Raw genomic sequence first — 14,844 nt, 5'->3', positions numbered from 1 at the left:
GTTGACGTCATTCATTATTCTGCACTATGAATACAAAATATTACATGGCATACCCGATGGAGGTGCGGTGCTCAGGTTCGGCGGGGACTACAACCCCGAGCAGTGGCCGGAGGAGGTCTGGGCCGAGGACATGCGCCTCATGGCCGAGGCCGGGGTCAACATGGCCACGATCGCGGTCTTCTCCTGGTCGCGGCTGGAGCCCGCGGAGGGCGCGCACGACTTCGGCTGGCTCGACCGCGTCATGGACCTGCTGCACGCGCACGGCATCGACGCCGATCTGGCCACCGCCACCGCGACCCCGCCCCCGTGGCTGGTGCGGCGCCACCCGGAGATGATGCCGGTCAACGCCGACGGCGTGCGGCTGGAGTTCGGCTCCCGCCAGGGGTACTGCCCCAGCTCGCCGGTCTACCGCGCGCACGCCGTACGGCTGGCGCGCACGATCGCGCTGCGCTACCGCGAGCATCCCGCGCTCAAGATGTGGCACATCGGCAACGAGTACGCCGACCACACCCTCGAATGTTTCTGCGACGTCTCCGCCGCGCACTTCCGCGCCTGGCTGGAGCACCGCTACACCACGGTCGACGGCCTCAACGCCGCCTGGGGCACCTCCTGCTGGGGCCAGCACTACACCGGCTTCGACCAGGTCGAGCCGCCCCGCACCGCGCCCGGCCCGGTCAACCCCTCCCAGCTGCTCGACTGGCGCCGCTTCTGCAGCGACGCCCTGCTGGAGCTGTTCGAGGCGGAGAAGGCCGCGCTGCGCGAGGTCACCCCCGGCCTGCCGGTGACCACCAACTTCATGAGCATCCTGCACGGCCTGGACTACTGGAAGTGGTCGGCCGCCGAGGACCTCGTCACCGACGACGCCTACCCCGACCCGGCCGACCCCTCCTCGCACGTGGCCATCGCGCTCAGCTACGACCTCATGCGCTCGCTCAAGCGCCAGCCATGGCTGCTGCTGGAGTCGGCCCCCTCGGCCGTGTCCTGGCGCGCGGTCAACGCGCCCAAGCCGCCCGGCATGATGCTCCTGCACAGCCTCCAGGCGCTGGCGCACGGCTCCGACGGCGTCATGTTCTTCCAGTGGCGGCAGGCACGCTACGGCCCCGAGAAGTTCCACTCCGCGCTGCTGCCGCACGGCGGCACCGACACCCGCACCTGGCGCGAGACGCTCCAGCTCGGACAGGCGCTCACGGCGCTGGCGGAGGTCGCGGGCAGCTACGAGCAGGCCGAGGTCGCCCTCGTACTCGACTGGGACAGCTGGTGGGGCCTGGAGGCGCCGGAGTCGATGCCGTCGGACCGGCTCAAGCTCAAGGAGCTCCTGCTCGACTGGTACGCGCCGCTGCACGCCCGCGGCATCGGCGTCGACCTCGTGCCCCCCGGCCGCGACCTGACCGGCTACCGGCTGGTCATCGCGCCCAACCTCTACCTGTGCACGCAGGAGACGGCCACGTGGCTGTCCACCGCACCGGGCCAGGTGGTCGTCGGCCCGTTCAGCGGCGTCGTCGACCCCGCCGACCAGGTGCACCAGGGCGGCGCTCCCGGGCCGCTGCGCGAACTGCTGGGCGTGACCGTCGAGGAGTTCTGGCCGCTGCACGACGAGGTGCGGCAGGAGACCGGCCTGGGCGCGGCCCGCACGTGGACGGAGTGGCTGAGGCTCCACGACGCCGAGCCCGTGGCGCTCTACCAGGGCGGCGAGCTCGACGGCCGGCCCGCGGTCACCCGCAGGGGCCGGGCGACCTACGTGGGCTGCCGCCTCGACGACACCACCCCGCTCCTGCTCGACCTGCTCGTGCGGGCCGGCGTCGAGCCGATGGAGCTGCCGCAGGGCGTCGAGGCGGTCAGGCGCGCCGGCTACCTGTTCCTCCTCAACCACACCGCCATCCCGCAGCGCCTGGCACTCACCTCATCAGGCACCGACCTCCTCACCCGGACCCCCATGCACGGCCACGCCGAGCTCCCCCCACGCGGCGCCGTCGTGCTCAGAGTCGAAGGAAACCAGTGACACACCCCTACATCCCCAACGCAGAACCGGGCGTCAGGGCGCGGATGCTCGCCGAGATCGGCGTCGACAGCGTGGAGGAGTTCTACGCCGACATCCCCGCCGCCCTGCGCCTGGCCCGCCCCCTCGACCTGCCCGAGCCCTTCCCGGCCGAGCAGGACCTGGTCCGCCACATGCGCGGCCTGTTCGCCAAGAACGTCGAGGCGCTCAGCTTCCTGGGCCACGGGACCTACCCGCACTACGTCCCGGCCGTGTGCGACGAGGTCAACACGCGCAGCGAGTTCCTCACCGCCTACGCGGGCGAGCCGTACGAGGACCACGGCCGCTTCCAGGCGCTGTTCGAGTACGTCAGCCAGATGGGCGAGCTGCTCGAGATGGACGTCGTCAACGTCCCCACCTACGACGGCTACCAGGCCGCGGGCACCGCGATCCGGATGGCCTGCCGCTACACCAATCGTTCCAAGGTCCTGCTCAGCGGCGCGATCACCCGCGACAAGCTGAGCAAGCTGCGCGACTTCCTCAGCCACGACACCGAGCTGGTGATCGCACCCGTCAAGGACAACGGCGAGTTCGGCGACGTCGAGCTCGACGACTCCTACGCCGCGATCTACCTGGAGACCCCGAACCTCTACGGCGTCGTCGAGACCAGGGGCCGCGAGCTGGCCGACCTGGCCCACGCGCACGGCGCGCTGCTGGTCGTCGGCGCCGACCCGATCTCGCTGGGCGTCCTGGCCCCGCCCGCCGCCTACGGCGCCGACATCGCCTGCGGCGACATCCAGCCCCTGGGCATGCACCAGTCGTACGGCGGAGGCCACGCCGGCTACATCGCCACCCAGGACCACGAGCCGCTGGTCGCCGAGTTCCCCTCGCGCCTGTTCGGCATCGCCCCCACGGCCGTCGAGGGGGAGTACGGCTTCGGCGACGTCTACTACGACCGCACCTCCTTCGCCCACCGCGAAGAGGGCAAGGAGTGGGTCGGCACCGCCGCCGCCCTGTGGGGCATCACGGCGGGCGTCTACCTGGCGCTCATGGGCCCCGAGGGCATGCGCGAGCTGGGCGAGACGATCCTGGCCCGCACCCGCTACGCCATGGACGCGCTGGCGCCCCACACCAGGCACGCCGACGCGATCCACTTCCGCGAGTTCGCCATCGAGGTGCCCGACGCGGCCGGCCTGCTGGCCGGGCTGCGCGAGCGGGGCATCTTCGGCGGCGTCCAGCTGGACGAGCGCACGGTGCTGGTGTGCGTCACCGAGCGCCACTCCATCGCCGACATCGACCGGCTCGCCGCCACCATCAAGGAGATCCTGTGAACAGCGCCGAGTCCTTCGCCGAACTGCCGGTCAAGCCGAAGCCCGGGATCAGGCGCTTCCACCAGGCACGCTGGGACGAGCCGATCATCTTCGAGCAGTCGCAGCCGGGCCGCCGCGGCATCGCCGTGCCCGAGCCGGGCGCGCCGAAGGTCGAGCTGCCCGACACCGTGCGGCGGGCGTCCAGGCCAGCCCTGCCGGAGCTCTCCCAGCTGCACGTGCTGCGCCACTACCTGCGCCTGTCGCAGGAGAACCTCGGCGTCGACCTCAACATCGACGTCGGCCAGGGCACCTGCACGATGAAGTACAGCCCCAAGGTCAACGACACCTTCATGGCCGACATCGCCGACCTGCACCCCGAGCAGCCGGTCGAGAGCGCCCAGGGCGTGCTGGAGATCTACCACCGGCTGGAGCTGATGCTGGCGGAGATCTCGGGCATGGCCCGCGTCTCGCTCCAGCCGGGTTCCGGCTCGGCGGCGATCTACGCCAACATCGCGATGATCCGCGCCTACCACGAAGCCAACGGCGAGGGTCACCGCGACCAGGTGATCACGACGATGTTCTCGCACCCTTCGAACGCGGCCTGCGCCAAGACGGCGGGCTACGAGATCATCACGCTGATGCCCGACGCCGAGGGCTACCCGGACATCGAGGCGCTGCGCGCCGCCGTCGGACCGCGCACCGCCGCCCTCATGATCACCAACCCGGAGGACACCGGCATCTTCAACCCGCGCATCGCGGAGTTCGTCGAGCTGGTGCACTCGGTGGGCGGCCTGGCCTGCTACGACCAGGCCAACGCCAACGGCATCCTGGGCATCACCCGCGCCGCCGACGCCGGGTTCGACCTGGGGCACTTCAACCTGCACAAGACCTTCTCCACGCCGCACGCCTGCGGCGGCCCCGCGGCAGGGGCGTGCGGGGTGTCGGAGAAGCTGATCCCGTTCCTGCCGGGGCCGGTCGTCGACTTCGACGGCTCCGGATACGTCCTGACCACGCCGGAGAAGTCGATCGGCAAGATCCGGCCCGGCCTGGGCGTCACGCCGAACATCGTGCGCGCCTACGCGTGGATCATGTCGCTCGGCGCCGAGGGCCTGCGCACGGTCGCCGAGACCGCGGTGCTCAACAACAACTACCTGATGCACAAGATCCTGCAAATCCCCGGTGCATCGGCGCCGTGGGACAAGCGCCGCGTCGAGCAGGTGCGTTACTCCTGGCAGGAGCTGTCGGAGGAGACCGGCGTGCACTCCGAGGAGATCGGCGTGCGGGCGGCCGACTTCGGCGTGCACTACTGGACCTCGCACCACCCGTACGTCGTGCCCGAGCCCTTCACGCTGGAGCCGACCGAGTCGTACTCCAAGGAGGACCTGGACGAGTATGCGGCGATCCTGGCCCACGTGGCCGACGAGGCCCGCCGGGACCCGGCCTTCGTCAAGGGCGCGCCGTACAACTCCACGGTCCACAAGATCGACATGACGCCGCTCGACGACCCCAAGCAGTGGGCGCCCACCTGGCGCGCCTACGTTCGGAAGCACCTGTCGTGACCAGGGTCGGGCTGGTGGTCAACCCCGTCGCCGGGATCGGCGGCCCGGCGGGGCTCAAGGGCAGCGACGGGCCGGAGGTCCAGCGCGCCGCCCTGGCCAGGGGCGCCACCCCGCGGGCGGGCGAGCGGGCGGCGCTGGCCGTACGGACCCTGCGCGCGGCCCGGCCGGACGTCGAGATCGTCGCGGCCCCCGGCCCGATGGGGGAGGACGTCCTCGTGGGCGAGGCGTCCACCGCGACCGTCACCACGGCCGTGACGACGGCTGCGGACACCCGCGCCGCGGTCCACGCGCTGCGCGACGTCGGCCTCCTGCTGTTCGCCGGAGGAGACGGCACCGCACGCGACGTGCTCGACGCGGTCAGGGAGCTCGGCGGTCAGGCGCCCCCGGTGCTCGGCATCCCCGCGGGCGTCAAGGTCTACTCCGGCTGCTTCGCCCTCAGCCCCGCCGCCGCCGGACTCCTGGCGGCCGAGGACCACGACGAGTACGCCGAGGCCGAAGTGGTCGACCTCGACGAAGAGCTGTACCGCCAGGGCAGGGTGAGCCCCAGGCTGTACGGCACGCTCACGGTCCCGGCCGCCAGGCACCGCCTGTCGGGCAGGAAGGCGAGCACCCCGCCGGGCTCCGCCGAGGCGATCGCCCGCGAGGTCGTGGCCCGCATGGAGCCCGGCACCCGCTACGTCCTGGGCCCCGGAGCCACCACCCAGCAGGTCGGCAGGCACCTGGGCCTGGCCACCACCCTGCTCGGCGTGGACGTGGTCGAGGACGGCGCGCTGGTCGCGGCCGACGTCACCGAGCGGGATCTGTACGACCTCGCCGAGGGCGCCGTGGTGGTGCTGTCGGCGATCGGCGGCCAGGGATTCGTCCTGGGCCGCGGCAACCAGCAGATCTCCCCCCGGGTGCTGGGCCGTACCAAGGACCTCCTCGTGCTGGCCACCCAGCAGAAACTCGCCGCCCTCAACGGCAGGCCCCTGCTCGTGGACACCGGCGAGGAGGAGACAGACAGCAGGCTCAGCGGCCACGTCCGGGTGATCACCGGATACCGCGAGAGCGTGATCTACCGGATGGAGTGCACGTGAAGAACAAGGTCGCCATCGTCACCGGCGGAGCCTCGGGCATCGGCCAGGCGACCGCCCGGCTGCTGGCCAAGGACGGCGCGCACGTCGTCGTCGTGGACATCGACGGCGAGGGCGCAGCGAGGGTCGCCGAGGAGATCGGCGGGCTCGCCGTCCAGGCGGACGTCTCCAGCCCGGAGGACTGCAAGCGGGTCGTCGACACGGCGGTGGAGCGGTTCGGGGGGCTCCACGTGCTGTTCAACAACGCCGGGATCATCCGGCGCACGACCGTCCTCGACCTGGACGTCGAGGAGTGGGACCGCGTCATGGCGGTCAACGTGCGCTCGGTCTTCCTGATGTGCAAGTACGCCATCCCGGCCATGACCGAGGGCGGCTCGATCGTCAACACCGGCTCCGGCTGGGGGCTCAAGGGCGGCGGCAACGCCATCTCCTACTGCGCCTCCAAGGCGGCGGTCGTCAACATGACCCGCGCGCTGGCGATCGACCACGCGAAGGCCGGGATCCGGGTGAACTCCGTGAACCCCGGCGACACCGACACCCCGATGCTGCGGGAGGAAGCCCGGCAGCTGCGGGAGGACTGGGCGGCGTTCGAGAAGGACGCCGCAGACCGGCCGATGGGCCGCTCCGGCACGCCTGACGAGATCGCTCAGGCCGTGCTCTTCCTGGCGAGTGACGCCGCCAGCTACATCACCGGATCCGCCCTCGTCGTCGACGGCGGCGGACTGGCCTAGGAAGGTTGCCCCCCAATGAAGAAACTCGCAGTCCTCGCCGCGCTGGCCCTGGCGGTCACCGCGTGCAGCGGCAGTAACGCCGGCTCCGGCGTCAAGCAGGCCGACGGCAAGGTCACCATCCGCTGGGCCACCTGGGGCTCGGCCGAGGACGTCGCCTTCTACAAGGAGTTCAACGACGCCTTCATGAAGAAGCACCCCAACATCGTGCTGAAGATGGAGTCGGTGCCGAAGTACGAGGACTACCATCCCAAGCTCCTCACCCAGCTCACCAGCAAGACCGCGCCCGACGTCTTCTTCGTGGGAGACGACAACATCGGCAAGTTCGTGTCGGCGGGCGTGCTCCAGCCGCTCAACGACCAGCTCGCCGGGCCCGACTCCAAGAGCAAGCCCGCCGACTTCTTCGAGGGCGTGTACGGCGGGGCCAAGAAGGACGGCCAGATCTACGGCATGCCCAACGACGTCAACCCGGAGGTGCTCTGGTACGACAAGAAGGCGCTGCAGGCCGCGGGCGTGACCGAGGACCCGGCGACGCTGCACGCGGCCGGCCAGTGGACCATGGCGAAATATCTCGACATGAACGCCAAGCTGAAGGGCGCGGGCAAGGCCGGCTCCATCTTCTGGAACTGGTACGGCTCCACCTACAGCGTCATCAACGGCTTCGGCGGCAAGGTCTGGGACGGCGGCAGGTTCGTCGCCACCACCGACCCCAAGTCCCGCCAGGCGCTGGAGACCCTGGCCAAGGGCTACGCCGACAAGACCTTCCTGAGCGCCGACGCGCTGCCCAGCGGCAACGGCCCGAGCACCCAGTTCCTCAAGCACAAGGTCGGCTTCTACGCCGGAGGCCGCTGGCTGGTCGACTCGCTGAAGAAGGGCGGCGACCCGGCGAGCTACGACATCGTGCCCTTCCCGTCGGAGACCGGCTCGCCCATGTCCGGCGCGGTCGCCGCCTCCTACCTGTCGATCAACAAGGAGAGCAAGGCCCCCAAGGAGGCCTTCACCTTCCTCACCGAGTTCGTCAGCAAGGAGGGCCAGCTCGTCAGGCTCAAGGGCGGCGGCGCGGTGCCGTCGGTCAAGGGCGCCGAGCAGATCGTGCTCGACGGCTACCCGGCCCACGCCCAGACCTTCCTCGACGTGCGCGACACCGGCTTCGCCAACTACCCGGAGGAGGTCTCGGTGCCCGGGCTGACCGCCTCGATCAACGAGCACCTGATGAAGGTCTGGACCGGCAAGGTCGCCTTCGAGCCGGGCATGACCGAGCTGCAGCAGCTCGTCGAGAGCAAGCTGGGATAGCCATGGCCGTGCTCGCCAAGAGCAGGCCCCGTCACGCCGCCCCGGCGCCGGTCTCCAAGATCCGGCACCGGGACGGCTGGTGGGCAGCCTTCTTCCTCGCGCCCCAGGTGGCCGGGCTCTTCGTCTTCCTGATCTTCCCGCTGGGCTTCGCCGTCGCGCTGGCCTTCATGAAGTGGGACGGGCTCGGCGACAAGAGCTGGGTCGGGTTCGACAACTTCGCCGCGATGCTGACGGACCAGGACTTCGGCACCGCCATCTGGAACACGCTCAAGCTCGCCCTGATGACCGTCCCCCTCGGCCTGGGCCTGGCCCTGGTCATCGCGGTGGCGCTCAACACCATCAAGGGCAAGGGCTTCTACCGGGTGCTCTACTTCCTGCCGGTGGTCACCAGCTCCGTGGCCGTGGCGCTGATGTGGCAGGTCATCCTCGCCTCCGGCGACTACGGCATCCTCAACAACACCTTCCTGAAGTGGGGCATCACCCTTCCGGCGTGGCTGGAGGACCCCGTCTGGGTGCAGGTCGCCATCGCCGTGGTGACCATCTGGTCGTCGCTCGGCCTCAACGTCGTGATCTTCCTGGCGGGCCTGCAGACGATCCCGCCGCAGCTGGTCGAGGCGGCCCGCATCGACGGGGCGAGTCCGGTGAGGATCTTCCGCAGCGTCACCCTGCCGCTGATCTCCCCGACGATCTTCTTCACCCTGATCGTCTCGCTGATCAGCTCGCTGCAGGCCTTCGACCAGATCTACGTCCTGGTCGACCCGCAGCACAACGACGGCGCCAGGACCATCGTCTACCAGGTCTACGAGCTCGGCTTCCAGAAGTTCGAGTTCGGGCTCAGCTCGGCCGCCGCCCTGATCCTGCTGGTGCTGACGCTGATCGTCACGCTGGTGCAGTTCGGCGCGCAGAAGAGGTTCGTGCACTATGACTCCTAGGCAGCTCGGCCTGCACGGCGCGCTCATCGTGGGCGGCCTGCTGATGCTCTTCCCGTTCGCGTGGATGGTGCTGACCTCCTTCAAGGGCGAGCCGCAGATGCTCAACTCGCCCCTCGACTGGCTGCCGGCCCCCTGGCGTCCCGAGAACTACACCGACGCGCTGTCGGCCATGCCGTTCGGCAGGGCCTTCTGGAACAGCTTCTACATCGCCGTGATCAACGTGGCGCTGACGCTGGCCACCTCGGCCATGGCCGCCTACGCCTTCGCCCGCATCCGCTTCCGCGGCTCCGGCGTGCTGTTCGTGCTGTTCCTGGCCACCCAGATGGTGCCGTCGCAGGTCACCATCGTGCCGCTCTACCTGATGTTGTCGGAGTTCGGCTGGGTCGACTCGCACCTGTCGCTGATCGTGCCGAGCATCGTCAACCCGTTCGCCGTCTTCCTGCTGCGCCAGTTCATCCGGGCCGTCCCGATCGAGCTGGAGGAGGCGGCCAAACTCGACGGCGCCAACCGGTGGACGATCTTCTGGCGCATCGTGCTGCCCAACATCAAGCCGGGGCTCGGGGCGTACGCGATCATCGCCTTCCTGGGCTCCTGGAACAGCTACTTCTTCCCCCTGATCTTCCTCAACTCCGAGGAGCTGGCCACCGTACCGCTCCTGGTCGCCCGCTTCGCCGGCGACCACGGCGCGATCAACTACGGGCTCACGATGGCCGTCACCGCGATCTCGATCGTGCCGATGATCGTCGCGTTCCTGGTCGGCCAGCGCCGCATTCTCAACAGCATGGCCATGTCCGGCCTGGGAGGACGCTGATGGTCGAGCTCGACCTGAACGAACGACCCTTCACCGAGCGCGGCTCGCGGCTGCTGGTCATCAAGGACGACGACCGCGGGTTGTGGATCGGCCGCGCCGAATACGAGACCCGGCTGACCAGGACGACCATCATGAGCGGCCTGCGAGTCTTCTCCGGCCCGCGCGAACTCCTCGTACGGCACGCGTCGCCGTACCGGGTGGAGTTCGACGACGGGGCGGCCCTGGAGTTCGCCGACGCCGACACGCTCGTGCTCACCGGCGAGGGCGAGGCGGTCTGGGAGGGCGGCTCCGCCGTCCTGCCCGTCACCCTCACCGGCGCCGGCACCCTGGTGCCCGGCGCCGCCGAGGCGCGGTGGCGCGCCTGGCTGGAGCGCATGCCGCCGGTGCCGGACGACCTGCGCGAGCGGGCCGAGCTGGCCTGGTGGACCCTGGCGATCAACCAGATCGACATCCGGGGCCGCACCTCGGTCATCCCCTCCAAGTACGGCTACGTCGGCCTGTGGAACTGGGACTCCTACTTCCACGCCATCGGCCTGCGGCACGGCGACATCGAGCTGGCGCGCGAGCAGATCCGCATCCTGCTCGACAACCAGCGCCCCGACGGGCTGATCCCCGACGTCGTGCACGACCACGGCGTGCTCGCCGAGACGACCGACCTGCCGCGCTCCGACATCGCCCGCATGGACCAGCACGTCGGCGGGGGAGCGCCGCGCGAGGTGGTGCCGGTCACCAAGCCGCCGCTGACCGCGTGGGCGGTGTGGAAGCTGCACGAGGCGCAGCCCGACCTCGGTTTCCTGCGCGAGGTCTACGACCGCCTGGTCGCCTCGCAGGAGTGGTGGTTCAAGCACTCCGACCCGGACGGCGACGGGTTGGCCGAATACCTGCACCCGTACTCGTCGGGGCTGGACGACTCGCCCATCTGGGACCACGGGCCGCGCGCCGAGCCGCCCGACCTCAACTCCTACCTCGCGCTGCAGTACGACCGGCTGGCCGACATCGCCGACGCCCTCGGCATCGAGCACTCGTGGCGCGACCAGGCCCAGGCCCTGGTCGACCTCATGATCGCCGAACGCTGGGACGGCGAGCGTTTCCTGACCCGGCCGGTGCCGACCCGCACCCCGCTGGAGCTGATGCCGCTGTTCACCGGCCGGCTGCCGCGCGAGATCGCCGACCGGCTGGTGGCGGACCTCACCTCGAAGAGTTTCTGGGCGCCGGTTCCCTCGGTGGCCTACGACGACCCGCTGTTCGACCCCGAGGCGATGTGGCGCGGGCCGGTGTGGCTCAACATCAACTACCTGCTGATCGACGGGCTGAGGCGCTCCGGTTACCCCGAGGTCGCCTCCGAGCTCGCGCAGAAGGTGCTGGATCTGGTGGGCTACGGCTTCTATGAGTACTGGAACCCGCTGACGGGCCAGGGATCTCAACGGGCGACGACCGGCTTCGGGTGGTCGGCGGCGCTCTTCCTGGACCTGGCGGCCACTCCCTGAAATTTCAGCACCGGTCGCGGCGGCGAAGCCGCAGACCAGGGCCGTGTTCGACGGCCGGAACGGAAATTTCAGCGTTGGGTCCCGGCGGTGATCACGGCCGCTTGATGCGCCGCGACCGCCGGGCCACCCTCCGGCCATGAACCGATTCTTACGCGCGACCGTCGCGGCACTCCTGCTGGCCGCTTCCCTGGCCGCTACCACCGCGGCTCCCACCCTCCACGAAGCGGTGGCGGCCGCGATGACCGGGCAGAGCCGCGCCCTGGGCTCCTCGCTGGCCGACGCCGGCGCGGGGGTCGAGGTCAACGTGCAGCGCCAGGCCGGCGGGTGGGCCTTCGGCTCCACCGTCATCAAGGCGCCCAGACGGGAGGGCGCCTACCCCGAGGGGGCGCTGTTCCTGGCGCGCCTGGGCGGCGGTGGGGCCTGGCAGGTGGCGCTCGACGGCAGCACGCTGTTCGCCGAGCTCGCCGCGGCCGCCCCCGAGCAGGTGGTGAGCAAGGGCGAGAAGGAGACCTTCGGCAGCAACGCCAGGCACGCCGTGCAGCAGGTCGACACCGGGCTGGCCCTGCCGTACGCGGCCGGGGCCTCCTGGCGGCTGATCGGCGGGCCGCACGGCTGGTCGGGCCAGCCGCGGCCGTGGAGCTCGCTGGACCTCGACAGCCGCGCCGCCAACCGCGACGTGCTGGCCGCGCAGTCGGGCCGCGCCTACTGGATGTGCTCCAACGGCGGCCACATCCGCGTCATCCACGACAACGGCTGGACCACGGAGTACTACCACCTGCTCGACGAGATCCGCCCCGACGGCGAGCGCGTCGCGATGGGCGCCTACCTCGGCCGCACCAGCACCAGGATCCCGTGCGGCGGCTCGGCGGGCAGCAACCACGTGCACTTCGCGCTCAAGAGCGGCAGCTCGTGGACGCCGGTGCAGGACAAGGTCATCGGCGGCTGGCGCTGGTTCGAGGGCAGCCAGGCCTACGACGGGGGCGGGTGCCGTGGCACGGACTGCCGCTACGTGGGCGGCTGGTTCCCCAACCACGGTCCGGAGAACGGCAGGCAGTTCGCCAACGACGCCGACCACACCATCGCCGACCTGGGCAGCGCCGAGTCGCCCATCACGGTGAGCGGCGTCTCGGGCAACGCCCCGGCGACGCTGGAGATCTACGCGGACGTGCACCACGGCTGGCGCGGCGACCTGCGCCTGGACCTGATCGCGCCGGACGGCCGCGTCCACCTGCTGCGCTCCCCGGCGCCCTCCGACGACGGCACGATCATCCACGAGACCTACGTCAGGGACGCGAGCGCCTCCCCGGCCAACGGGGTATGGAAGCTGCGCGCCACCGACGTCGACGGCAACCACTCCGGCTACATCGACGCCTGGAGAATGACCTTCTAGACGCCCTGTCAAGGCCGTTGTAAATTCGGGGCAGTTCACTCCTGTGGCCCAGGAGCCCCGCGATGCAGCAGACCTTCGACCAGCTGTTGAAAGCCGCCATCGACGCCCGCGGCCTGAGCCTGGAGCGCCTTCACGCCCGGCTCAGGCAACGCGGGATCGACGTCAGCCTGGCCAGCCTGTCGAACTGGCAGCGCGGCAAATGCCGTCCCGAACGTTCCCACTCGCTGCGGGCGGTGCACGCGCTGGAGGAGATCCTCGCGCTGCCGGGCGACAGCCTCGTGGCCAGCCTCGGCCCGCCCAGGCCGCGCGGGCGACGGCTCGGCGGCGCCCTGCCGTACCAGGACCTGTGCCTGGTGGGAGGCAGCATCCAGCGCCTGCTCGCCGAGGTCAGGCACGAGCGCGACGGCCAGCTCGACACCCTCAGCTACCACGACCACGTCACGCTCGGCCCCGACCGCGACGAGCGCTCGGTGCGCACGCGGGCGGTCTTCCAGGCCAGGTCAGACGGCGTGGACCGGCACGTGGCGGTCTACCACAACGAGCGCGGGCGGCTGCCCGACGAGATCACCGCGTCCTGCTGCCGCGCCGGGCGCACGCGCACCGACGCCGACGAGGGCATCGCCGTGGTCGAGCTGCTCTTCGACCGCCCGCTGTCGGCCGGGGAGACGTACGTGGTGGAGTACGAGGTGCGCTTCGACCCGCCGGGGCCGCCGGCGCACTACTACGAGCGCTGGTTCCGCTTCCCGGCGCACTCCTACCTGCTGACCGTGCAGTTCGATCGCGCCGCGCCGCCCGCCAGGGTGACGAGGGTACGGCAGGCCAACGTGCGCCGCGCCCCCGACGAGGTGAGCGAGCTGCGGCTGGGCGGCTGGAACACCGCCCACATCGCCGGCGTGGCCGTCGAGCCGGGCGTGCACGGCATGCGCTGGGAGTGGAGCTAGAGACGGTTCCAAGCCGTCCACAAGAGCGGATCGTTATCCATGAAGGGTCCCGATCGACCCTTCACCGGAGTGTTCCTCATGCGCATGTTCGCGCTCGCCGCCGCCGTCGCCCTGCCGCTGCTCGCGGCGGCCCCCGCCCACGCCGATCCGGCCGTCTGGAAGTGGCGCAAGCTCCACTCGGCCGACGCCAAGGCCAGCGCCTGGGGCGAGGTCGCCATCAGCCAGCACGGCTTCGTCGTCTACGGCAACCTCGCCGACACCCGCGGCAAGGGCTGCGCCTGGGCGGTGCTGAAGGCCCAGAGCGCGACCAACGGCAAGTGGAAGTCGCACGGTTTCTACTACTGCAAGCCCGGCGTCGGCACCTTCCGCAAGGACTACGGCGCCGTGCTGCAGATCAGGGTGCAGGTCTGCCGCGGCACCGCGACGCGGCCGACCGGCTCGTGCTCGCGCTGGAAGACCATCTACACCCAGGGAGGCTGAGCCGGGGCTCAGCCGAACACGGCGGGTGGCGGCACCGGGGCCAGGACCGGGTCGCCGTCCTTGATCGGCGGGGCGCCGGCCACGAACTTCGTCAGCGTCTCGCCGTGCATGCACCTGGCCTGCGTGAGGCCGCCGGCCGCCGCCCGCGTCAGCAGGTCGACCGGCAACCGGTACGGCGAGGCGGCCAGGATCAGGTTGCCGAAGCGGCGCCCGCGCAGGATGCCGGGCTCGGCCATCAGGGCGACGTGCCCGAAACGTTCGCGCACGGTCGCGGTCAGCCGCCGGGCGAAGGCCAGGCCCTTGCCGTCGGCGAGGTTGATCAGCAGGGTGCCGGTGGGCTTGAGCACCCGGGCGATGTCGGCCATGTACTCCGCGGTGGCCAGCTCCACGGGCATGGTGGCGCCGGTGAAGGCGTCGAGCACGAACAGGTCGGCCGAGTCGTCCCAGAGCCCCTGCGTGCCCTCCCTGCCTCCGGCGATGCGCACCTTGAGCTTCGGCACCGCCTTCAGGTCCAGCTGCTCGCGGATGAGGTTGACGAGCAGGCCGTCGGGTTCGATCACGATGTGGCGCGAGCCCGGCCGGGTCGCGGCGACGTAGCGGGGGATCGTGCAGGCACCGCCGCCGACGTGCACGCAGTTGAGGGGACCTTCGTCCAGGAGGTCGATGACATCGGCCATAAGCCGCACATACTCAAAATCCAGATATGTGGGGTCTTGAAGGTCTATATAGGACTGGGGTACGCCTTCCTTGGACAACACCCACCCGTCCTGCCGATCCAGGTCCCGCAGCAGCTCGACCTCGCCGAAGGTCGTCTGGTACGTACCCGGCATCGGTTCACGAAGTCCCCTCTTCATGGAGAAACCGT

13 protein-coding genes are annotated in these 14,844 nt (G+C 70.4%); 12 read left to right on the top strand and 1 reads right to left on the bottom strand.

Translation table 11 applies throughout. The annotated features are described in order from the left end of the window. The first annotated feature begins 67 nt into the window (after positions 1–67). The 12 genes from ACIBH1_RS14660 to ACIBH1_RS14605 all read left to right on the top strand — a co-directional run bounded on the left by ACIBH1_RS14660 (position 68) and on the right by ACIBH1_RS14605 (position 13,979). Positions 68–1,999 carry a beta-galactosidase gene (locus tag ACIBH1_RS14660; RefSeq protein ID WP_397314218.1) on the top strand — a complete coding sequence of 644 codons (1,932 nt, stop codon included), beginning with the start codon at positions 68–70 and terminating at the stop codon, positions 1,997–1,999. Continuing rightward, on the top strand, positions 1,996–3,306 hold the full coding sequence (gene gcvPA / locus ACIBH1_RS14655; protein ID WP_397314217.1) for an aminomethyl-transferring glycine dehydrogenase subunit GcvPA: 1,311 nt from the start codon (positions 1,996–1,998) through the stop codon (positions 3,304–3,306). The genes ACIBH1_RS14660 and gcvPA overlap by 4 nt, the downstream gene beginning before the upstream one ends. Further along, entirely contained in the window at positions 3,303–4,844 is a 1,542-nt protein-coding gene (gcvPB, locus tag ACIBH1_RS14650; protein ID WP_397314215.1) for an aminomethyl-transferring glycine dehydrogenase subunit GcvPB, read from the top strand. The genes gcvPA and gcvPB overlap by 4 nt, the downstream gene beginning before the upstream one ends. Beyond that, entirely contained in the window at positions 4,841–5,920 is a 1,080-nt protein-coding gene (locus ACIBH1_RS14645; RefSeq protein WP_397314214.1) for an ATP-NAD kinase family protein, read from the top strand. Before gcvPB ends, ACIBH1_RS14645 begins: the two co-directional genes overlap by 4 nt. Beyond that, a complete protein-coding gene (locus tag ACIBH1_RS14640; RefSeq protein ID WP_397314213.1) occupies positions 5,917–6,648 on the top strand; it encodes an SDR family NAD(P)-dependent oxidoreductase in 732 nt (243 codons plus the stop codon). Before ACIBH1_RS14645 ends, ACIBH1_RS14640 begins: the two co-directional genes overlap by 4 nt. Before the next feature lie 15 nt (positions 6,649–6,663). Then, the gene (locus tag ACIBH1_RS14635) at positions 6,664–7,938 is read left to right on the top strand and encodes an ABC transporter substrate-binding protein (protein WP_397314212.1); all 1,275 of its coding nucleotides are present in this window, start codon (positions 6,664–6,666) and stop codon (positions 7,936–7,938) included. A gap of 2 nt (positions 7,939–7,940) precedes the next feature. Further along, on the top strand, positions 7,941–8,870 hold the full coding sequence (locus tag ACIBH1_RS14630) for a carbohydrate ABC transporter permease (RefSeq protein WP_397314211.1): 930 nt from the start codon (positions 7,941–7,943) through the stop codon (positions 8,868–8,870). Further along, the gene (locus tag ACIBH1_RS14625) at positions 8,860–9,681 is read left to right on the top strand and encodes a carbohydrate ABC transporter permease (RefSeq protein WP_397314210.1); all 822 of its coding nucleotides are present in this window, start codon (positions 8,860–8,862) and stop codon (positions 9,679–9,681) included. The genes ACIBH1_RS14630 and ACIBH1_RS14625 overlap by 11 nt, the downstream gene beginning before the upstream one ends. Next, complete coding sequence (locus ACIBH1_RS14620) at positions 9,681–11,168, top strand: amylo-alpha-1,6-glucosidase (RefSeq protein WP_397314209.1); 1,488 nt, start codon at positions 9,681–9,683, stop codon at positions 11,166–11,168. Before ACIBH1_RS14625 ends, ACIBH1_RS14620 begins: the two co-directional genes overlap by 1 nt. 136 nt (positions 11,169–11,304) lie before the next feature. Next, a complete protein-coding gene (locus tag ACIBH1_RS14615; protein WP_397314208.1) occupies positions 11,305–12,558 on the top strand; it encodes a proprotein convertase P-domain-containing protein in 1,254 nt (417 codons plus the stop codon). 62 nt (positions 12,559–12,620) lie between these two features. Further along, a complete protein-coding gene (locus ACIBH1_RS14610) occupies positions 12,621–13,499 on the top strand; it encodes a hypothetical protein (protein WP_397314207.1) in 879 nt (292 codons plus the stop codon). Between the two features lie 39 nt (positions 13,500–13,538). Beyond that, positions 13,539–13,979, top strand: coding sequence for a hypothetical protein (locus ACIBH1_RS14605; protein ID WP_397314206.1), 441 nt, complete (start codon positions 13,539–13,541; stop codon positions 13,977–13,979). A gap of 8 nt (positions 13,980–13,987) precedes the next feature. On the opposite strand, the gene ACIBH1_RS14600 is transcribed toward ACIBH1_RS14605, so the two are convergent. Continuing rightward, positions 13,988–14,809, bottom strand: coding sequence for a spermidine synthase (locus ACIBH1_RS14600; protein ID WP_397314669.1), 822 nt, complete (start codon positions 14,807–14,809; stop codon positions 13,988–13,990). Positions 14,810–14,844 lie beyond the last annotated feature (35 nt).

The sequence above is a fragment of the Nonomuraea sp. NPDC050663 genome (assembly GCF_044456985.1).
Lineage (GTDB): Bacteria > Actinomycetota > Actinomycetes > Streptosporangiales > Streptosporangiaceae > Nonomuraea.
This window is presented reverse-complemented; position numbering and strand designations above follow the sequence as displayed.